The organism is Bradyrhizobium embrapense (assembly GCF_001189235.2).
GTDB classification, from domain to species: Bacteria; Pseudomonadota; Alphaproteobacteria; order Rhizobiales; family Xanthobacteraceae; genus Bradyrhizobium; species Bradyrhizobium embrapense.
On record NZ_LFIP02000001.1, the window covers coordinates 411,651 to 429,756 of the forward strand.

The following is an 18,106-nucleotide window of genomic DNA, read 5'->3' on the forward strand; positions in this document are numbered from 1 at the left end:
GAGGCGTGGACTGCTTCGTCGCTGTCGCTTCTCGCAATGATGTTAAGAACCTCGCGGCTCTCTAACCTCCCCGCAACCCGAGCACGCGGCGGGCGATCGCCTGGCGATGGACCTCGCTCGGGCCTTCATACACCCGCATCAGGCGGGCCTTCTGCCAGAGCGCGTTCAGCGGCAACTCCAGCGTCACGCCGAGCGCGCCGAGCGTCTGCATGGCGTGGTCGCAGGCGTCATAGGCCATCTCGGTTGCGAACACCTTGATCATCGAGGCCTCGTGGCGGATGTCCTCGCCGCGATCGGTCTTGTCCGCGGCTTCGCGCACCATCAGCCGGCAGGCGTGCATGCGCGTGGAAATGTCGGCGATCCACCACTGGATCGCCTGGCGCTCGGCGAGCTTGACGCCGAAGGTCTCGCGCTGCTTGGCGTGCTCGCACATCATGTCGAGTGCGCGCTTGGTGATGCCGACGCAGGTCGACCCCATCTCGAGCCGCCGCGTGCGCAGCCGCAGCTGCATCGGCGCATAGCCCTTGCCGACCTCGCCCAGCACCGAGTCCTTCGGCATGCGGCAGTCCTCGAACACGATCTCGTAGGTCGAGCCGCCGCCGACCATCGGAATCTCGCGCTCGATGATGAAGCCCGGCGTGCCCTTCTCGACGATGAAGGAGGTGATGCCGCCCTGGCGCTGGTCGCTGCCCACGCGCGCCATCACGATGATGAAGTCGGCGGCGCGCGCATTGCTGATCCAGATCTTGCGGCCGTTCAGCACCCACTGTTCGCCTTCGAGCACCGCGCGCGTCTTCATACCCGCGGGATCGCCGCCGGCGCCGGGCTCGGAGATCGCGATCGCCGACGCCATCCGGCCCTCGATATAGGGTTGCAGATATTTCTTCTTCTGCGCGTCGGTGCCGACCGCCTGCAGCATGCGCAGGTTCGGCGAATCCGGGGGCAGCACGAACGGCACGCAGCTGCGGCCGAGCTCTTCATGCACCGCGGCCATCGTGCGCGTCGGCAAATCGTGGCCGCCGAGATCCTCGGGTGCATCGAGGCCCCAGAGGCCGAGCTCCTTGGAGACATCGCGCAGCCGCTTGCGCTGCTCTGCGGTGAGCTCGGGATGATCGCTGCCGGGCAGTTTCGATTTCAGATATTGCGGCTCCAGCGGGATCAGTTCGCGATCGACGAATCTCGCGACGGTCTCGCGGATCATGGCTGTCTGTTCATCGTCGCTCATCTGGGATTCCTCGCATGTGCTGTTTCGCTTCACAAAACCAGTAGCGCATTTTTTATCGGCACGAATAGCGGAAATGCGCGCGCACACTCACTGTCGCGCGAGGGGTTTCATCAAGCGGAATTCAATATCCCGCGGCGCGGTCAGCACGTGCGCAATTGAGCTCGCACGCGCGGCCGCGTCGACCGAGCGATCACGCAGCGCGGCGTTCTTGGCAGCAAGCAGGCGATCTAGGTGCGGGCGTGCCCTACTCGGCAAAGCCGACATAGCGGACGAAGTCGCTGTTGGCCTCGCGGTCCGACCGCACCGCGTTGGCGGCAAAGCTGTCGTCGGGATAGCCCATCGCGACGCAGGTCATGATCACCTGGTCTTCCGGGATGTTGGCGACCTCGCGCACGATGTCGGAGCGCATGATGCCCTGGCCGTTGATCACGCTGCCGAGGCCGCGATCCCACGCCGCCAGCACGATGCCGTAGCAGAGCGCGCCGAGGTCGAAGTGGCAGACCGCGCCGGGATCGAGGATCCGGTCGTAGGTCAGGACCAGCGAGACCGGGGCGTCGAACTGGCGGAAGCCGCGCAGCACCCAGTCCTGCCGCATCGGCTTGTCGTCGCGGGCGATCCCCATCGCCCCGAACAACTTCTTGGCGATGTCGACCTGGCGGCCGCGGTGCACGCCCTGGTATTCGCCGTGGCTGACGATGTCGCGCTTCGCCTTGGCGCCGGCGAGCATCTCCTCCATGTTGCGGCGCCGCACTTCCTCCAGCGGCGCCCCGGTCAGGACATGGACGTGCCAGGGCTGGGTGTTCATCGAGGACGGCGCGCGCTTGGCCACCTCGATGATCTCTTCGACGGTCGCCCGGGACACCGGCTGCTTCTTGAACCCGCGCACGCTTTTGCGTGTCTGTACCAGCGTCTCGAATTCCATTCCGCGTTTCCCCCATTTTGTTCCGCGCTGCACACGGAATTTTCTCACGGTTATCCGGGCATTTTATAGACAAATTCGGCCGTGGGAACTTGATCGAGCCAAGAATCCGATATCCAATCCGTCCACTGGTTTGGTTTAGGGAGAACCCAGATGAAGCGGATTTTCTTGGCGGCCGTGATCGCGACCTTTGCCGCCGGTTCGGCATTTGCTCAGGACGCCTCCTGCGAGACGAAGGCCGTCGGCAAGGACGGCAAGCCGCTGGCCGGCGCGGCCAAGACCTCGTTCATGAAGAAGTGCATGACCGACGCCTGCGAGACCAAGGCAGTCGGCTCCGACGGCAAGAAGCTCGCCGGTGCGGCCAAGACCTCGTTCATGAAGAAGTGCCAGAGCGGCGCCTGAGCCCTCGCCGGCGCTTATTTAGCCCCCTTTAATCGGGACAGATCATCGGGTCGCGCAGGCCGCGGCCCGAGCCGTTGTTGACCGGTGTCCTCAGAACGAGACGCCGACCCGGACCCCCTTGCTCCAGACCCGCCGGACGCGCTTGCGGGTGTTGCCGTGAAACATCTCGAAGCGTTCAGGCAGCTGGACGGGCTTCGAAAACTCCAGGCAGGCCCCGCCGGCGGAATAATCCACCAGCCGGCATTCGATCAGCGGCGCCTTCGGTTCGAGCTGGAGCTTGACCACGCTGGAGACGCATCCTGTCGGACGAACACGCGCAAATCGTCGGGGATGCATCAGGCCGCCTCCGGTGGAATCGTACCCACAGATTCGCAACCGCCCGTTAAGATTCCGTTCAGGCGAATTGTTACGATTCGTGTTTGCCGCCGGCCGGCTCGGCCGGCCCGACGCCAGCACGGCGCGAGACCGCCAGCGTCTCCGATGGCGCTTCCCCGAACTGCGATCGATAGCTCCGCGAAAAATCGCTGAGGTGCCAGAACCCGTAGGCCAGCGCACAGGCCTTGACGCTGGGCGCACCTGCAAGGAGTTGCTGGCGCACCAGCCAAAGCCGGCGCAGCCGCAGATAGCGATGCAGGCTGATGCCCCGGTACCGCTGGATCGCATCATGCAGCGTGCGCACCGACACGCCGATCTGCCTGGCGAGTTCGCCGCTGTAGATCGGGTGAGCCACGTCGCCAGCCAGGATGGCGCGCGCGTCGTTGAAGACCTTGAACTGGCGCGTCGTGTTGGCCCGCGTCGTCCACTTGGCCGGCACGATCTCGGCGAACGCGTTGTCGATTGCGGTGAGCAACGTCTCCTTGATCGCCGCGCCCGTTGCGAACTCCGCGATCGTGACCTGATCCGACGTGACGAGCAGAACCTGCCTCACCACTTCGCGCAGCCGATCCTGCGCGCGCTGAGAGATCTCGTGAATGCTGAAATGGAGACCAGGTTCCGGCCAGCCGCGGTCGACAATCTCGGGCGTGAACATCATCGAGACGTACTGGCGGGGCGTCTCCTCCACCGAGGTGTAGAACGCGCCGCCGCCGCCGAGCACGATCACCGCACGATCGCGCTCGACGCCGTTGAACCGCATCGGAACGCCGTCATCCATCGTGAAACCGACCGCTGTCGTATGCCGCGCGAGCTGCGCGTCGACGATCCGCGGGAACGACTGTGTGTAGTTGAGCTCGCATCCCGGCAAACTCAGGATGATCTGCTCGGCCGAAATCTTCCGTGCGAGTGGCGTGAAATCAACATCCAGATCCCGGATCGAACTCCGGAATGCGTCGACATCGTCAAAACGAAAGACTCTCGGCAGCAGCAATTGCGCCGTCAAATGGCTGCTCCTGCGAAATGATTTCTAAAATTGGCGCCCGACGCCGCGCATAGCGCGCCGGCCGCATTGATAAATTGCATGCACAAAATGCGAATCGTCCAAAGTATTCGATCAAGAAAAATGCGATCCGTCGGTCGAACCGGACAATCTGGCAAAACAGTGCCGCTGCCGAATTTCGATAGTGTTTGCCAGGATATCCACCGGCTAGGTCAACCTCCACATCAAATTCTATACCCCTATTAAAGATTTGGGGAGCAGATTGACATCGGGAACGATGATGTTCTCCGTCGCGGAACATTTTAGAGACCGCAATGACAGCCATTGCCTCGCCTGACCTTATTGCCAAGCTCGACCATATCTTGAGAGCCGGTTCCCCGGACCTCCGCGCGCGCATGCTGCAGGAGGTGGCCGGGCTGTTTCTCGACGACGCTCACCGCCTCAGCGAGCATCAGGTGAGTTTGTTCGACGACATCCTGATCTGTCTGACCGAGAGCGTCGAGCTGCGGACCCTGACCACGCTCAGCCGCTCGCTCGCCGACTTGCATCTGGTGCCGCGGGAGCTCGCCCGTCGCCTCGCCAACCATGACGATGCCGATGTTGCCGCTCCGATCCTGCGAACATGCGAGTGCATTCCAGACGCCGATCTGATCGACATTGCCTGGATGCGGGCCGAGGGACATCTCTGCGCGATCGCGGGACGCAAGGCCGTCAACCAGGAGCTCACGGACATTCTGCTGATGCGCGGCGACGGCAACGTGCTTCGCGCGCTCGCGCGCAATCCTGGCGCCGACATCACCAGCGCAGGCCTTGCCATGATGGTCGACGCCGCCGAGCGCGACGCGGAGATCGCAGCCGCACTGGTTTCGCGCGAGGACCTGCCTCACCACGTGCTTGCCGACCTCATCAAGCGATCCACGCCGCGCCAGCAGGCCCGATTGCTCAAATGTGCACGCCCCGAGTTTCGGGACGCAATCCGCGCCGCGATCGATGCCGGCCTCGCTGCGAAACCCGTTCAGGCAGTATGAGTGGCGTCATGACGTATGGTGACCGCAGGGCGGAGCGCGTCAAGCTCGAGACGCGTCATCCCGTCAACCTCATGGGGGTCGACGGCACGTGGCGGCGAAGCTGCATCCTGCTCGACGTCTCGCAAAGCGGTGCCCGACTCGAGGTCGATGGAACGCTTGATGTGCTGAAGGCCCAGGAGTTCTTCCTTGTGTTGTCCTCGCGCGGATTGGCGTTCCGCCGCTGCGAGCTGGTTCGGGTCGACGGCACCGAGATCGGCGTGCGATTCATCGAAGAGCGAAAGCGAAAGGGACGAGCCGTCATTCCGAGATGAGGATTGGCGGCAACCTGCCATCAAGGAAAGTTGACGACATGACCATGCACAGAGCAACCAACATCGCGGTATCGGCCGTCTCCGCCGCACCATTACGCGGCACCATCGCAATCGACTGTTCCGGCACCGTCGCGACGTTCGAGATCGACGAGGAGCTTGCCCATCGCCTCTGCAGCGATCTCGAGCGGTTTCTAACCCAAGTTCCGCGCCAGACCAGCACGACGCGGTGACCTCGAGCCGCCGACTGCCGCGCCCTACTCGCGCTTGAAGCGATAGTCGAAGCGGTCGCCATCCGCCCTAATCAGGCCGACGGTCGGGGCCGGAAAATGGATCGGCAGGATCAATGTGTCGGTCCCGGCAACCGATGCAAAGAACTTTCGCCGTGACACCGCCGATTGCTTCGGGTCCCAGTCGGGCTTGGCCGACCACTCCGGCTCGCGGCACTGGATCGCGTGGTGCATCAAGTCGCCGGCGACCACGGCGCGCTGCCCCTTCGAGAAGATGTTGACGCAGCAATGGCAGGGCGAATGGCCCGGCGTCGGCGTCAGCGTGACGGTGTCGTCGAGTGCGTAGTCGTCGTCGACCAGCAGCGCCTGCCCGGCCTCGACGATCGGAAGGCAATTGTCGCGAAACACCGTGCCGGGCGGATTGGCGCCCTTGGCGTACTCGGCCTCCCAGGCCGCATACTCGCCCTTGTGGAAGACGTATTTCGCGTTCGGGAAGGTCGGCACCCAGCGCCCGTCGCGCAGCGTGGTGTTCCAGCCGGTGTGATCGATATGCAGATGCGTGCAGAACACGTAATCGATTTGCTCATAGGAGATGCCGAGCGCGAACAGCTCGTTGCGCCAGCGCTCCTTGCCCGGGAAGTCGAACGGTGGCGGATGGCCCTTGTCCTCGCCGGTGCAGGTGTCGACCAGGATGGTGTAGCGCGGCGTCCGCACCACGAAGGTCTGGTATGTGATCATCATCATGCCGCGCGCGGCGTCGAAGACTTCCGGCTCCATCGTCTTCAGATGATGCCTGAACACACCGTCGTCATAGGTCGGGAAGAAATCCTGCGGCCGCCGCCACGGCCCTTCGCGCTCGATCACCGCGTCGATCGTGATGTCGCCGATCCTGATCTGCTTCATGTTTCACTCCCGCTTTTTTATGAAGCGTAGCGAGCGGGACCGAACCCCACAAGGCGCGCGGCACGCAGTGCGCTATGCGCCCAAACTGCTCCGCGAGCAGCGCGGCGCTCGGCCTGCTGCCCTTGTCATCTCGCCGTAATAGAAATCATGCGACTGAGACGGCTCGCCGCATCGAGGACAACGCTATGAACGCACCGAAGCCTTCCCGCCCCAAGCTTGCCGAAACCGTCATCGAGCCGACGGTCAAGCTGCGCGAGGTCAAGGTCGGCCGCTGCTGCGAAGTGCTCGGCGACACCGCGATCGAATACACCGAGCTCGGCGATTACTCCTATCTCGGCAGCGGTTGCATCGTCGCCGATGCCGTGATCGGCCGGTTCTGCGCGATCGCGGCGCAGGTCAGGATCGGCGCGCCCAACCATCCGGTCGAGCGCCCCTCGCAACATCGCTTCACCTACTGCCCCGAATACTACGCGGCCACGGCCGAGCGCGATCATGGCTTCTTCAGCGACCGGCGCGCGGACCGCGTCGTGATTGGCAACGACGTCTGGATCGGCCACGGCGTGATCGTGCTGCCCGGCGTCACCGTCGGCGACGGCGCGGTGCTGGCGGCCGGCGCGGTGGTCTCGCGCGATGTCGCGCCCTACACCATCGTCGGCGGCGTCCCGGCGCGGCCGATCAAGGAGCGGTTCAGCCGCAAGATCGCGGCCGAGCTATCACAGATCGCCTGGTGGAACTGGCCGCCCGAGACCATCTGGGAGCGCCTGCCGGAATTTCAGTCCGGCGACGTCGAAGCCTTTTGCGCGCGGTGGCGGGCGTGAACCCCTAGGACTGCCCCGGATTTCGCTTCGCTTCATCCGGGCTACAGAATAGAGCCATTTGACTTCGTAGCCCGGATGAAGCGAGGCGAAATCCGGGGTAATCTATCCGCATGGTGCACTATCGACGTAACTTCTTGCCAGGCGGAACGTTCTTCTTCACGGTGACATTGGAAGACCGGTCGTCGTCGTTGCTTGTCGATCATATCGAACTACTGCGTGCTGCATTTCGTGCAGCACGCGGCAAAAAGCCGTTCACGGTCGATGCCATTGTGATTCTGCCCGAGCACCTGCACGCGGTGATGACCTTGCCGTCCGGCGATGCCGACTTCTCGGATCGATGGCGGCAGATCAAGAGCTACTTCACTCGCGGGCTGGTTGCCGCTGGTGCACCACTCTCAGCCAATCATCGTGGCGAATACGCCCTCTGGCAGCGGCGGTTTTGGGAGCACACTGTCCGCAACGAACGCGACTTTGAGCGTTGCGTCGACAACATCCATTACAATCCCGCCAAGCACCGGCTGGCCTCGTCGCCTGGGACTGGCCGCACTCGTCGCTTCATCGATACATCCGCCAGGGTGTATTGCCGTCCGATTGGGGCGGCAACGGAGCGACAGACAACGACGACTTTGGCGAGCGGAAGGACTGACCTGGATTTCGCTTCGCTGCATCCGGGCTACAAGACTGGCGCGCTTGATCGCAATCCTAGCTCCGCAATCCCGGCGCTTCATGGCCGGTGCGGGCGACGTATTCGGTGTAGCCGCCGCCATATTGGTGGATACCCTCGGGCGTCAGCTCCAGCACGCGGTTGGAGAGCGCGGCGAGGAAGTGCCGGTCGTGGGACACGAACAGCATCGTACCCTCGAACTCGGAGAGCGCATTGATCAGCATCTCCTTGGTGGCGAGATCGAGATGGTTGGTCGGCTCGTCCAGCACCAGGAAATTCGGCGGATCGAACAGCATCTTGGCCATGACGAGCCGCGCCTTCTCGCCGCCCGAAAGCACCCGGCACTTCTTCTCGACATCGTCGCCCGAGAAGCCGAAGCAGCCGGCCAGCGCGCGCAACGAGCCCTGCCCGGCCTGCGGAAAGGCATCCTCCAACGACTGGAACACGGTGCGCTCGCCGTCGAGCAGATCCATCGCGTGCTGGGCGAAATAGCCCATCTTGACGCTGCCGCCGATCGCGACCGCGCCGTCATCCGGTTCGGTTGAACCGGCGACCAGCTTCAAGAGTGTCGACTTGCCGGCGCCGTTGATGCCCATCACGCACCAGCGCTCCTTGCGGCGGATCATGAAGTCGAGCCCGTCATAAATGCGCTTGCTGCCATAGGCCTTGTGGACGTTCTTCAGGCTGACGACGTCCTCGCCGGAGCGCGGCGCCGGCTGGAATTCGAACGCCACGGTCTGCCGCCGCCGCGGCGGTTCGACCCGCTCGATCTTGTCGAGCTTCTTGACCCGGCTCTGCACTTGCGCTGCGTGCGAGGCGCGCGCCTTGAAGCGCTCGATGAACTTGATCTCCTTGGCGAGCATCGCCTGCTGGCGCTCGAACTGCGCCTGCTGCTGCTTGTCGGACAGCGCGCGCTGCTGCTCGTAGAACTCGTAATTGCCGGAGTAGCTGGTGAGCTGGCCGCCGTCGATCTCGACCACCTTGTTGATGATGCGGTTGATGAACTCGCGGTCATGCGAGGTCATCAGCAGCGCGCCCTCGTAGCCCTTCAGGAACTGCTCGAGCCAGATCAGGCTTTCCAAATCAAGATGGTTGCTCGGCTCGTCGAGCAGCATGACGTCGGGCCGCATCAAGAGGATACGCGCAAGCGCAACCCGCATCTTCCAGCCGCCGGAGAGTTTGCCGACGTCGCCGTCCATCATCTCCTGGCTGAAGCCGAGCCCCGAGAGCGCCTCGCGCGCGCGGCCATCGAGCGCGTAGCCATCGAGTTCCTCGAACTGATGCTGCACCTCGCCATAGCGCGCGATGATGTCGTCCATCTCGTCGGCCTTGTCGGGGTCGGCCATCGCGGCCTCGAGTTCCCGAAGCTCGGCTGCCACCACGCTGACGGGTCCCGCCCCGTCCATCACCTCGGCGACCGCGCTGCGTCCGGACATTTCGCCGACATCCTGGCTGAAATAGCCGATCGAGATGCCGCGATCGAGCGAGACCTGGCCTTCATCGGGGATATCCTGGCCCGAGATCATCCGGAACAGCGAGGTCTTGCCGGAGCCGTTCGGGCCGACAAGGCCGATCTTCTCGCCCTTCTGGAGCGCCGCGGAGGCTTCGATGAAGAGGATCTGGTGGCCGACTTGCTTGGAGACGTTATCGAGGCGGATCATGCTCAAATATTGGGGAATTAAGGGGTTGCGGCCTCTTATTCGATCTCGGACGCCGGTGGAAGCCCATTCCGCGGGTTTCGCTCCGCGCGCCAATGCATGCCACGATCGTTGCAGATCGAATATGACAGGAAACCGTTCGGCGACCGGTTCTGGGGCATCGCATGCAAGTCTGGCTTCTCTATCTCCTCGCGCTCGGCGCCGGCATCGCGGTGGCCGTTCAACAGGTCCTGAACGGCAACCTCCGCGCCGCGCTGAACTCGCCGGCCTGGGCCGGCCTCGTCAGCTATCTCGGCGGTCTCGTGACGATGGCGGTCGTGCTGGTGGCAACGCGCGAGCCGGTGCCGTCCTGGAAGCTGGTCTCGGCTGTGCCGTGGTGGGCCTGGAGCGGCGGCATCCTCGGCGGGGTCTTCATCCTGCTGATGATCCTGCTGCTGCCCTCGCTCGGCGCCGCGACCCTGCTGGCGCTGGTGGTTGCGGGTCAGATGATCGCGGGCATCGCGATGGACCATTTCGGCATGTTCGGGCTGACGCAGCATCCGGTATCGTTCTCGCGGCTGGCCGGCATCGCGCTGATCATCGGCGGCGTGCTGCTGATCAAGGATTGAGGCCATCGACAAGCCGGTCGACGCGATTGATTCCCTGAATGAGAAAGCCCCGCTGAATCCGGCGGCGACTGACGTTATGATGCAACCTCCGGGGTCATCTCCGGGTGTGGACACCCGCCGATTCGTCGCTTAGCTGTAAGCACCCGCCTTCTTCGTGTTGCGTCATGCGGGACCGACCATCCCTGTTCATTTGCGTCAAAGAAGTATTGAGCATCCCCCCAGTGTCGAGAGGCCGCATCGCGGGCTTCGGCGCGGGTCGGAGGCTGCGAGGAGCATCACATGACCCATCGTTTGCATTTGGTCACTGCGTTGGCGCTGCTGCTCGGCAGCACTGGCGCCGCGCTCGCCCAGTCGCTGCCCGACTACATGGCGCCGATCTCGGGCAAGACCGCATCGACGCCGGCCGATGTCGCGACCAAGGACGTGCTGGCGCTCAACACCGGCATGTTCGAGCTCTATGGGGATGCGGCGCGGATCTTCCAGAAGAACATCCTCGACAAGCATCCGGTTATCCTCGGCCTGTTCTCGGGCGCCGGCGGCCGCCTGATCCTGTACCGGCCGGGCAAGCCACCGACCGAGGCGCCGCAGGTGCCGGTGGTTTATCAGCTGCTCAAATCGGTCGGCCACAGCACGATGGCGCTGGCGGAGGTGGTCGGCCCCTACGTCGACAATCCCGACGACAAGGCGTGGCGCGGCTCGATGCAGGCCTATCGCAGCCGGATGCAGTCGGCGCTCGACGGGCTCGATGCCACGCCGATGCAGGCGGACTGGCGCGACAACAATCGCGCCATCCTCAAGAACAACATCGCCTTCATGGACGAATGCCTCAGCGCCGGCGCGATCCCGTTCGCGACGCTCGAGGCCTTCGGCAAGAAGCAGGCGCCCTTGCTCGCCAGGAACGTCGCCTGGGCCGCGCAGACCCAGGTCGCGCACTGGATGGGCGTCATGGCCGACTGGAAGACCCAGCTCGGCCCGGACTGGGACAAGACCTATGGGGCGAGCAACACGATCTATGTGGCGCGGCAGAACAACGTGATCTTCAGCGTGCTGGCGCAGTTCTTCGGCCCTGACGCCATCAACGACCGGCTGATGCTGATCGAGACGATCTCCTTCACCACCACGCCGTCGGACATGCTGGAATCGCTGACGCGGATCATTGCCGACCGCTCGGTGGGCGCGCTGTTCTTCGGCAGCTATCATTTGATGGATTATGAGCTGATGGGAGGCGACGCGCGCGAGGCGATCATCGCCGAGACCAAGAAGCGGGGCATGACGGCCTTCCTACCACCGCTGGTGCCGTTCGGTTCCAAGCAATGGCCGACGCTGATCACATCAGGTCCGGGACCGGCCACCATCGCCGACCTCAAGTGAGGTCGCGGCTACGACCTATTGCGACATTGCGATCGCATTCGCTTTGCCGCAACACTGCAGCTTGTATTGCACAGTTTATTGAACCTTGGCGCGATATGCCGTCGAGGTGTTGATGAAAGATCAGACCATGCAGCCCTCGCGACGCGAATTCGTGAAGTGGTTGTCGGCAGGCGGCATCTCGGTCAGCCTGTCGCATCTGGCGCTGGCAAAGGAGCCGGCCTTCGCGGCTCGCGAGACGCTGCCCGGGCGCGGCCATTTCAATCCGGCGGCCAGGGGCGCCGGCCGCGTCGACGGCGTCGCCAAGGTCACCGGCGCAAAACTCTACGCCTCCGACTTTCGCGCCATCGACATGCCGGGCTGGCCTGCGACCACCTCGCACGCCATTTTGGTCCGCGCCGACGACGCGACACATGTCTATGCCGGCTTGGACCTCGCCCGCCTCGACGGTCCCGCAAAGCCCGCGGTCGTCGTGACAGCGGCAGATCTCGACCGGATCGGGACCCGGGTGCCGGAGTTCTACACCGGCGATCTGTTCTGCCCGGTCGGCAAAACGCCGCTCTATCTCGGCCAACCCGTCGCGCTGTTGATCTTCGAACGGTTCGATGCCTTCGATCGCGCCCGCCTTGCGCTGCGCGATGGCGGCTTCGTCAGGTTCGGCGACGAGACCGGGCCGGTCGTCCTGCCGGACTTCGGCGCCTATCGATTCACGCGCGTCGCCGGCGCCACGCCTGGGGCACCCGACATCTACTCGCCGATCCAGGCCGGGTGGGTCTCACCGAGCCGCATCCAGAACGCGGCGTTGCCGGTCTGGCTGCCGCTCGCCAAGGAGACCAAGGCGGACTACGCCAAAGCCGCGATCCATGGCGAAGCGATCCGCGCCCAGCTCGCCAAGGACGATCCGTCGCAGCTCGTGCTCGACCGCGAGTTCGAGACCCAGTCGGTCGATCCGATGTTCCTCGAACCCGAGAGCGGGCTCGCCTGGTACAGCGACAACAGCGGCAATCTCGAACTGGTGCTCGGCGTGCAGTCGCCCTATGAGGCGACCGAGTCGATCGCGCATCTGCTCGGCAAGGCCCGCCCGCCATTCCGCCCCTCGCATATCAACGCGCAGTTCGCCCATGTCGGCGGTGGCTTCGGCGGCCGCGACCACACCCCGTTCGTGCTTTACGTGGCGCTCGCGGCGATGTTCTTCCCGGGACGGCCGGTGCGGCTGGCGCACGACCGCTACCAGCAATTCCAGGGCGGCATCAAGCGCCACCCGATCAAGATGCGCTCGCGGATCGGCATCGATCGTGCAAGCGGCAGGATCACGGCATTCGCCGCCGACCACGTGCTCGACGGCGGCGGGCTCGCCAATTTCTCCGCCAATGTCGCGGTCGTGGCCGCGACCGCCGCGATCGGCATCTACGACATCCCGAAGGTCGACGTCACCACCGTGGCAGTGCATTCGCGCGGCGTCACCGCCGGTTCGATGCGCGGCTACGGCACGCTGCAGACCATGACCGCGCTCGAAGTGCTGATCGACGAGGCCGCCAGCGAGCTCAAGGTCGATCCGATCGCGTTCCGCCGCAACAATGCGCTGAAGCAGAACGGCCGGACCATGACCGGCAATCCCTACATCGTGTCGGTGCGCACATCCGACATCCTCGACAAGCTCGAGACGCATCCGATCTGGCGGCAGCGCGCCGACTTCAAGCAGAAAGTGCCGGAAGGCCGGCTGGTCGGCACCGGCGTCGCCTGCGTCACCAAGGATTACGGCTCGGGCGCGGATTGCTCGCTCGGCCGGGTCGAGATCGATCCCGAGGGACGGATCGCGATCCATTGCGACCACGTCGAGATGGGCAATGGCGTCGGCACCGCGCTCGCCAACCGCGTTGCGGGCCATCTCGGCGCCGTGGCCGACGAGGTCGCCGTCTCCCGGGTCGACAGCTACGACGCGCTCGGGCTCGTAACGTCGGGTGATCCCTACACGATGGATCAGAAGACCCAGGACCTCGCCGAGAAGAACCCGCGCTGGGTGCCCGCGATCAGCTCGGCAACGAGCGCGTCGATCGGCGCCCATGTCGGCACGCATTCGTCGGCCGAGGCAGCCCGCGTCATCTTCCGCTTCGGCCTGTGGCCGGCCGCGCTCGAGCTCTGGCACGTCGGCAAGGCCGATCCCCGTGCCGGGCAATGGAACAAAGCGCGCTGGAGCGATGGCCAGCTCGTGCTCGATGATCTCGCGCCGCTGCCGCTGCCAAAACTTGCGGCGACCGCGCATGCGCGCGGCTTCGTCACCGGCGCAATCGCGCACAGCTTCTCGCGCTGGGCCTGGTCGCGTGCGCGCTTCCCGCTGTTCGGCGAGCAGTACCGCGCCGAGATCGATGCACTCGCGATCCGCCGCGGCCACGGCCGGTTCGAGCGGATCGACCGCGTCAGCGTCAAGTTTCCGCCGACCGACAACAACCGGATCGGCACCGCCTACACCTCGATGTGCGGCACGCTGGTGCGTGTCGAGATCGAGCGCGCGACCGGCATCTTGCGCATCGCCAAGGCCTACAGCGTGTTCGAATGCGGCCAGGCGCTGGTGCCTGAAGTCGTGCTCGGCCAGGCGCATGGCGGTTTTGCCATGGGGGTCGGCTACGCGCTGCTGGAAACCCTGCCGCCGTTCGAAGGCGGACCCGGCAACGGCAAATGGAATCTCGGCCAATACCTGATCGCGCGCGGCTCCGACCTGCCGCTGCACGAACTCGAGATCGAGATGCTGCCGCCGCTGACGCCGGACGAACCGCCGAAGGGCATGGCCGAGGTGGTGATGATCCCGATCGTGCCGGCGCTGCTCAACGCCATCAACGATGCCACCGGCCACCGTTTCCGCTCATTGCCGGTGACAACGAGCCTGCTCAAGGGGGCGCTTGCGTGACGACGCTCAACCTCACCATCAACGGCCAGAAGCACGGCCCGATCGAGGTCCGCGACGACCTCTCGATGAACGATTTCCTTCGCGAGATGCTCGGGATGACCGGCACTAAGTTCGGCTGCGGCGCCGCGCAGTGCCTGAGCTGCGCTGTCATCATCGATAACCCTGATGGCACGAGCTACACCAGCCCGACCTGCGTGGTGCCGGCGGCGAATTTCGACGGCAAGGCGATCCGCACCGTCGAGGGCCACGCCAAGGACGGCGAGCTTTCGCCCTTGCAGCGCGCCTTCATCGACCATTTCGCGTTCCAGTGCGGCTATTGCACGGCCGGCTTCCTCAACGAAGGCCAGGTGCTGCTCGAATTGCTGGCCAGAGAGCCTGTGCCGCGCGACCGGCTCGAAACCGTCATCGCTGATGCGCTCGACGGCCATCTGTGCCGCTGCACCGGCTACATCAAATATCATCAGGCGGTGCGCGACGTGATCCTCGCCGATGCCACGCGGTATCTGACCGCCAACAAGTGAGCCCACGCGCGATGACATCGGAAACGCGGTTTCGGATCATTGCGGTGCTGACGGCGCTCGCGACCAGCCTGTGCGCCGGCTATGCGGCGTCGGAGAGCGCGAGCCACGCCCTCGCCTCACCGGAAAGCTTTGCCGGCATACAGAATATCGAACAGCGCTCGGCGGCGATCTTCACCGAGCTCGGCAAGGTGCTGACTCATCCGCGCTGCACCAATTGCCATCCTGCCGGCGACAGCCCGCGGCAAGGTGATGTCAGCCGCATGCACCAGCCCCCGGTCACGCGCGGCGCCGACGGCCACGGCACCACCGCGATGCGCTGCTCGATCTGCCACCAGCGCGCCAATTTCGATCCCGGCCACGTGCCGGGTCATCCCGAATGGCATCTCGCGCCGCGCGAGATGGCTTGGGCCGGCAAGACCATCGGCGAGATCTGCCAGCAAATCCGCGACCCTGCGCGCAACGGCGGCCGCAAGGTCGAGGAGCTGATCGACCATATCGGCAAGGACACGCTGGTCGGCTGGGCCTGGCATCCCGGCCTCGGCCGCTCGCCGGCGCCCGGCACGCAGGCAGAGGCCGGCGCGCTGGTCGAGGCCTGGGTCAAGACCGGGGCGGCCTGCCCGCCGTAGCGTACACGCTTAGTGGCGCTTGAAATACTGCACGTCGCGCTCGTGCTTCTCGGCCGCGGCGCGCGACTTGAAGGTGCCGAGATTGCGACGCTTGCCGGTCTTCGGATTGACCTTGCGGGAATACAGCCGGTGCTCGCCGGAACGCAACTTACGGATCATGACAGCGCCTCGCCGATGTCTTTCGCATGTCAACGACCAGCCGCGGCGAGCGTTCCAGTTTGACTAGAAGCAGAGGTTGGTCACGGCATTGCCGCGCTTGTCCTTGATCACGTAGGGACAGCGGGCGCGCTCCAGCGCCTTCTTGGCGTCCTCGTCGCCAAGCGCGGCCGCCCGTTCGTAGTAGGCTTTTGCCGCATCGCTATCCTTAGGACCGCCGCGGCCGGCCTGTGCGAAGGCGCCCATCCGCTCCAGCGCGCCCGGATGGTTCTGCGCCGCGGCCTTCTCGAACAGCGCCCGCGCGCCGGCATCGTCCTGCGCGCCGCCCTTGCCTTCCGCCAGCATCAGGCCGAGCTGGTACTGCGCCTCCGCGTTGGTCTCGGCCGACCTGGCGAGCAATTCGCGCGCACGTGCCGGATCGGCAGCCGCGCCGCCGCCGCCGAGCGCGGCGAGATTGCTGACGCCGCGCGCATTGCCGGCCTGCGCCGCGCGCTCGAACAATTTGCGCGCCTGCGCCTCGTCTCTGGCAACGCCGGTGCCATTACCGTAGAGCACGCCGAGCTCGACCATCGCCGATGTCGAGCCCTTGTCGGCTGCCCTGCGCCAAGCCGACATGGCTTCCGCGGTCTGCCGGTTGGCGGCATAGGCCCGGCCGAGCTCGTACATCGCGCGGCGCGACGATTTTGCGGCAACTGCGCAATACTTGATCGCGGTCGCGACATCTGCCGGCGCGATTTCAGGCACGCCCTTCACGTCGGCCGGCTTGTCGGGATCGGTGGGATCGGCGGCGAGCCGGTCGCACAGCACGAGGTCGGCCGATTGCGCATGAGCCAGCACAGGCGCGGCCAGCGCCGCGGCAAGGACGATCGCATGGAGAGGTCTGAACATGACCGGCAGGTTGCGTCGCGGTGCAGGCAAATTCAAGGCTCGAGCCAAGACTCGAGCCCAGTCTCGCGCAACACCGGCGCGACATCGGCCGACGCGAGGTACCGCAGCAAGTGATCGGCGGCCGATGCGCGCTCTGAGGCGACCATTCGGCCCGCCGAGAATACCGCCGGCGTCTGCAGGCCCGAGGGGATTGGCCCGACGATTTCGATGCCATCGATCTGCTTCAACTCGCTGATCTGCTGGATCGCAAGATCGGCTTCGCCGCTGACGAGCTTTTCCGCCGTGAAGCCGACCGGAATGATCACCGCACGGGCGTTGATCACCTCGGCAATGCCGAGACGCGCGATCAGTTGCGCAAACAGGACGCCGCTGGCGCCGAGCCGCGAATAAGCCACCGCCCGCGCACCGAGCAGCGCCGCACGCAATGCGGCTTCGCTGCCGATATCGGGATGCGCAGCGCCTGCCCGCACCGCGACACCGACGTAGGAGCGCGCGAGATCCACAGCACTGTCCCGCGCGATGCGGCCCTCGCCGGTCATCTCGTCAAGGCCCTCGCGGGTCAGGATCACGAGGTCGGCGGCCTCGCCTTCGCGCAGGCGTTCGAGCAGCGCCAGCGTCGGCGCGAAATCGGCATCGATCCGCACGGCGCTCGCCGCCTGGTAGGCCGCGGCAAGGCGCGCGACCGCGCCCTTCAGCGCCAGCGTCGAGAGTACGCGAACCGAATTGTCCATCCCGCTTACGCCCGCCGCATCAGCTTGAGGGTGGCCTTGAGGCGGAGGCTGCGCTTGCCGGCGAGCGCCGTTGCCTCGAGCACGGCGCCTTCCGCGTCGCAGGTCCCGGCAAAGCCGATGCCGACCTCATGGCCGCCGAACACCGGATTCTCGCTCATCGCCGAGGTGTGCTCCTGATTGAGGATCTGGCCCTTCCAGCGGCCTTTCTCGGAGGTGTAGGTCCCGAGGTAGTAGAAGAACGCGTCGCCGCCGAGGATGCGACCGTTGTTCAGCAGCATCACGCCCGTGAGATTGCCGTCGACACCGTCGAGCAGCTGGATGTGGATTGAATACAGCCCGTTGACGACGCCTCCCTCGCCGACCCCGCCCGCGATCGGGGCCTCGTCCTCGGTGATCGGCGTCATCACCGACTGGAACGGCACGCCGGGCAATTCCTTGAGCTCGCCCTTGAAGCGGTAGAGCTCGCCGTCCGGGCCGCCCTTGGCGAGCAGCGTCGCATCATCGGTGCCGGCCATCGCGCGGTAGTTCGGATCGGGGTTGTGGCGGACGGTCTGGATCTCGACCGCGACCTCGTCGCCGGTCTTCTCGTAGGTGCCGATATGGGCAAAGGCCGAATTGCCGCCGAGCATCTTGCCGTCGCCGACATACATCACGCTGCGGCCGACGGCGCCGCCCAGCTCGAACCGAACCTTGTAGAACCCCTCAAACAAGCGCCGCGTCCCCGGCAGCCAAGATACAACCGTTGTCTAGCGCGGTTCATAACGCAGCGAAAC

The 18,106-nt window shown here is 65.1% G+C and carries 21 protein-coding genes and 1 pseudogene; 11 read left to right on the forward strand and 11 right to left on the reverse strand.

Features of this window, described 5'->3' with window-relative positions; all coding sequences use genetic code 11:
• Positions 1 to 61 precede the first annotated feature (61 nt).
• The gene (locus AKN83_RS02280; RefSeq protein ID WP_050401394.1) at positions 62 to 1,225 is read right to left on the reverse strand and encodes an acyl-CoA dehydrogenase family protein; all 1,164 of its coding nucleotides are present in this window, start codon (positions 1,223 to 1,225) and stop codon (positions 62 to 64) included.
• A 244-nt stretch (positions 1,226 to 1,469) separates the two neighbouring features.
• Positions 1,470 to 2,147: a nitroreductase gene (locus AKN83_RS02285; protein WP_050401395.1), complete on the reverse strand. Its 678-nt coding sequence runs from the start codon at positions 2,145 to 2,147 to the stop codon at positions 1,470 to 1,472.
• 150 nt (positions 2,148 to 2,297) lie between these two features.
• Here AKN83_RS02285 and AKN83_RS02290 point away from each other — a divergent pair, with 150 nt between their 5' ends.
• Positions 2,298 to 2,546: a hypothetical protein gene (locus AKN83_RS02290; protein ID WP_050401396.1), complete on the forward strand. Its 249-nt coding sequence runs from the start codon at positions 2,298 to 2,300 to the stop codon at positions 2,544 to 2,546.
• Positions 2,547 to 2,636: 90 nt separating this feature from the next.
• Here the strand turns inward: AKN83_RS02290 and AKN83_RS02295 are convergent, their stop codons facing one another.
• From AKN83_RS02295 to AKN83_RS40415, 3 genes are all read right to left on the reverse strand, one after another.
• Positions 2,637 to 2,882, reverse strand: a complete 246-nt coding sequence (locus tag AKN83_RS02295) for a PilZ domain-containing protein (protein WP_050401397.1) — start codon at positions 2,880 to 2,882, stop codon at positions 2,637 to 2,639.
• A 70-nt stretch (positions 2,883 to 2,952) separates the two neighbouring features.
• The gene (locus AKN83_RS02300; protein WP_244521865.1) at positions 2,953 to 3,924 is read right to left on the reverse strand and encodes an AraC family transcriptional regulator; all 972 of its coding nucleotides are present in this window, start codon (positions 3,922 to 3,924) and stop codon (positions 2,953 to 2,955) included.
• On the reverse strand, positions 3,884 to 4,246 hold the full coding sequence (locus AKN83_RS40415; protein WP_172803469.1) for a hypothetical protein: 363 nt from the start codon (positions 4,244 to 4,246) through the stop codon (positions 3,884 to 3,886). The genes AKN83_RS02300 and AKN83_RS40415 overlap by 41 nt, the downstream gene beginning before the upstream one ends.
• Here AKN83_RS40415 and AKN83_RS02305 point away from each other — a divergent pair.
• The 3 genes from AKN83_RS02305 to AKN83_RS02315 are packed head-to-tail and all read left to right on the forward strand — an operon-like array spanning position 4,236 to position 5,490.
• On the forward strand, positions 4,236 to 4,949 hold the full coding sequence (locus AKN83_RS02305; RefSeq protein ID WP_050401398.1) for a DUF2336 domain-containing protein: 714 nt from the start codon (positions 4,236 to 4,238) through the stop codon (positions 4,947 to 4,949). The two genes, AKN83_RS40415 and AKN83_RS02305, sit on opposite strands and share 11 nt — an antisense overlap.
• 8 nt (positions 4,950 to 4,957) lie before the next feature.
• Positions 4,958 to 5,260 carry a PilZ domain-containing protein gene (locus tag AKN83_RS02310; protein WP_050401463.1) on the forward strand — a complete coding sequence of 101 codons (303 nt, stop codon included), beginning with the start codon at positions 4,958 to 4,960 and terminating at the stop codon, positions 5,258 to 5,260.
• Positions 5,261 to 5,298: 38 nt separating this feature from the next.
• Positions 5,299 to 5,490, forward strand: a complete 192-nt coding sequence (locus tag AKN83_RS02315; protein WP_050401399.1) for a hypothetical protein — start codon at positions 5,299 to 5,301, stop codon at positions 5,488 to 5,490.
• Positions 5,491 to 5,514: 24 nt separating this feature from the next.
• Here AKN83_RS02315 and AKN83_RS02320 read toward each other — a convergent pair whose 3' ends face one another.
• Positions 5,515 to 6,390, reverse strand: a complete 876-nt coding sequence (locus AKN83_RS02320; protein WP_050401400.1) for an MBL fold metallo-hydrolase — start codon at positions 6,388 to 6,390, stop codon at positions 5,515 to 5,517.
• 185 nt (positions 6,391 to 6,575) lie between these two features.
• Between AKN83_RS02320 and AKN83_RS02325 the strand changes: the two genes are divergently transcribed.
• Positions 6,576 to 7,208, forward strand: a complete 633-nt coding sequence (locus tag AKN83_RS02325; protein ID WP_050401401.1) for a DapH/DapD/GlmU-related protein — start codon at positions 6,576 to 6,578, stop codon at positions 7,206 to 7,208.
• Positions 7,209 to 7,318: 110 nt separating this feature from the next.
• A pseudogene (locus AKN83_RS41025) lies at positions 7,319 to 7,854 on the forward strand (REP-associated tyrosine transposase).
• Positions 7,855 to 7,910: 56 nt separating this feature from the next.
• Here the strand turns inward: AKN83_RS41025 and AKN83_RS02330 are convergent.
• The gene (locus AKN83_RS02330; protein WP_050401402.1) at positions 7,911 to 9,533 is read right to left on the reverse strand and encodes an ABC-F family ATP-binding cassette domain-containing protein; all 1,623 of its coding nucleotides are present in this window, start codon (positions 9,531 to 9,533) and stop codon (positions 7,911 to 7,913) included.
• Positions 9,534 to 9,694: 161 nt separating this feature from the next.
• On the opposite strand from AKN83_RS02330, the gene AKN83_RS02335 reads away from it, so the two are divergent.
• The 5 genes from AKN83_RS02335 (at position 9,695) to AKN83_RS02355 (ending at position 15,558) form a co-directional block, all read left to right on the forward strand.
• A complete protein-coding gene (locus AKN83_RS02335) occupies positions 9,695 to 10,138 on the forward strand; it encodes a DMT family transporter (protein ID WP_050401403.1) in 444 nt (147 codons plus the stop codon).
• Positions 10,139 to 10,417: 279 nt separating this feature from the next.
• The gene (locus tag AKN83_RS02340; protein ID WP_050401404.1) at positions 10,418 to 11,509 is read left to right on the forward strand and encodes a hypothetical protein; all 1,092 of its coding nucleotides are present in this window, start codon (positions 10,418 to 10,420) and stop codon (positions 11,507 to 11,509) included.
• A 127-nt stretch (positions 11,510 to 11,636) separates the two neighbouring features.
• Complete coding sequence (locus tag AKN83_RS02345) at positions 11,637 to 14,411, forward strand: xanthine dehydrogenase family protein molybdopterin-binding subunit (RefSeq protein WP_050401464.1); 2,775 nt, start codon at positions 11,637 to 11,639, stop codon at positions 14,409 to 14,411.
• Complete coding sequence (locus tag AKN83_RS02350) at positions 14,408 to 14,932, forward strand: (2Fe-2S)-binding protein (RefSeq protein WP_050401405.1); 525 nt, start codon at positions 14,408 to 14,410, stop codon at positions 14,930 to 14,932. The genes AKN83_RS02345 and AKN83_RS02350 overlap by 4 nt, the downstream gene beginning before the upstream one ends.
• Before the next feature lie 11 nt (positions 14,933 to 14,943).
• Positions 14,944 to 15,558 (forward strand): hypothetical protein, encoded by a 615-nt coding sequence (locus tag AKN83_RS02355; RefSeq protein ID WP_050401406.1) that lies wholly within the window; start codon positions 14,944 to 14,946, stop codon positions 15,556 to 15,558.
• A 9-nt stretch (positions 15,559 to 15,567) separates the two neighbouring features.
• On the opposite strand, the gene AKN83_RS39385 is transcribed toward AKN83_RS02355, so the two are convergent.
• The 4 genes from AKN83_RS39385 to AKN83_RS02370 form a co-directional block, all read right to left on the reverse strand.
• A complete protein-coding gene (locus AKN83_RS39385; RefSeq protein WP_157113172.1) occupies positions 15,568 to 15,717 on the reverse strand; it encodes a hypothetical protein in 150 nt (49 codons plus the stop codon).
• 63 nt (positions 15,718 to 15,780) lie between these two features.
• Positions 15,781 to 16,602 (reverse strand): tetratricopeptide repeat protein, encoded by an 822-nt coding sequence (locus AKN83_RS02360; protein ID WP_050401407.1) that lies wholly within the window; start codon positions 16,600 to 16,602, stop codon positions 15,781 to 15,783.
• A gap of 32 nt (positions 16,603 to 16,634) precedes the next feature.
• The gene (locus AKN83_RS02365) at positions 16,635 to 17,333 is read right to left on the reverse strand and encodes a substrate-binding domain-containing protein (protein WP_050401408.1); all 699 of its coding nucleotides are present in this window, start codon (positions 17,331 to 17,333) and stop codon (positions 16,635 to 16,637) included.
• A 5-nt stretch (positions 17,334 to 17,338) separates the two neighbouring features.
• Positions 17,339 to 18,043 carry a hypothetical protein gene (locus AKN83_RS02370; RefSeq protein WP_050401409.1) on the reverse strand — a complete coding sequence of 235 codons (705 nt, stop codon included), beginning with the start codon at positions 18,041 to 18,043 and terminating at the stop codon, positions 17,339 to 17,341.
• Positions 18,044 to 18,106 lie beyond the last annotated feature (63 nt).

Bases quoted from the DNA above. Each gene is read 5' to 3' on its own strand.
- AKN83_RS40415 (WP_172803469.1), bottom strand. From the start codon at position 4,246: ATGGCTGTCATTGCGGTCTCTAAAATGTTCCGCGACGGAGAACATCAT.
- AKN83_RS02290 (WP_050401396.1), top strand. From the start codon at position 2,298: ATGAAGCGGATTTTCTTGGCGGCCGTGATCGCGACCTTTGCCGCCGGT.
- AKN83_RS02305 (WP_050401398.1), top strand. From the start codon at position 4,236: ATGACAGCCATTGCCTCGCCTGACCTTATTGCCAAGCTCGACCATATC.
- AKN83_RS02340 (WP_050401404.1), top strand. From the start codon at position 10,418: ATGACCCATCGTTTGCATTTGGTCACTGCGTTGGCGCTGCTGCTCGGC.
- AKN83_RS02285 (WP_050401395.1), bottom strand. From the start codon at position 2,147: ATGGAATTCGAGACGCTGGTACAGACACGCAAAAGCGTGCGCGGGTTC.
- AKN83_RS02315 (WP_050401399.1), top strand. From the start codon at position 5,299: ATGACCATGCACAGAGCAACCAACATCGCGGTATCGGCCGTCTCCGCC.
- AKN83_RS02355 (WP_050401406.1), top strand. From the start codon at position 14,944: ATGACATCGGAAACGCGGTTTCGGATCATTGCGGTGCTGACGGCGCTC.
- AKN83_RS39385 (WP_157113172.1), bottom strand. From the start codon at position 15,717: ATGATCCGTAAGTTGCGTTCCGGCGAGCACCGGCTGTATTCCCGCAAG.
- AKN83_RS02365 (WP_050401408.1), bottom strand. From the start codon at position 17,333: ATGGACAATTCGGTTCGCGTACTCTCGACGCTGGCGCTGAAGGGCGCG.
- AKN83_RS02360 (WP_050401407.1), bottom strand. From the start codon at position 16,602: ATGTTCAGACCTCTCCATGCGATCGTCCTTGCCGCGGCGCTGGCCGCG.
- AKN83_RS02325 (WP_050401401.1), top strand. From the start codon at position 6,576: ATGAACGCACCGAAGCCTTCCCGCCCCAAGCTTGCCGAAACCGTCATC.
- AKN83_RS02280 (WP_050401394.1), bottom strand. From the start codon at position 1,225: ATGAGCGACGATGAACAGACAGCCATGATCCGCGAGACCGTCGCGAGA.
- AKN83_RS02295 (WP_050401397.1), bottom strand. From the start codon at position 2,882: ATGCATCCCCGACGATTTGCGCGTGTTCGTCCGACAGGATGCGTCTCC.
- AKN83_RS02345 (WP_050401464.1), top strand. From the start codon at position 11,637: ATGCAGCCCTCGCGACGCGAATTCGTGAAGTGGTTGTCGGCAGGCGGC.
- AKN83_RS02335 (WP_050401403.1), top strand. From the start codon at position 9,695: ATGCAAGTCTGGCTTCTCTATCTCCTCGCGCTCGGCGCCGGCATCGCG.
- AKN83_RS02310 (WP_050401463.1), top strand. From the start codon at position 4,958: ATGACGTATGGTGACCGCAGGGCGGAGCGCGTCAAGCTCGAGACGCGT.
- AKN83_RS02330 (WP_050401402.1), bottom strand. From the start codon at position 9,533: ATGATCCGCCTCGATAACGTCTCCAAGCAAGTCGGCCACCAGATCCTC.
- AKN83_RS02320 (WP_050401400.1), bottom strand. From the start codon at position 6,390: ATGAAGCAGATCAGGATCGGCGACATCACGATCGACGCGGTGATCGAG.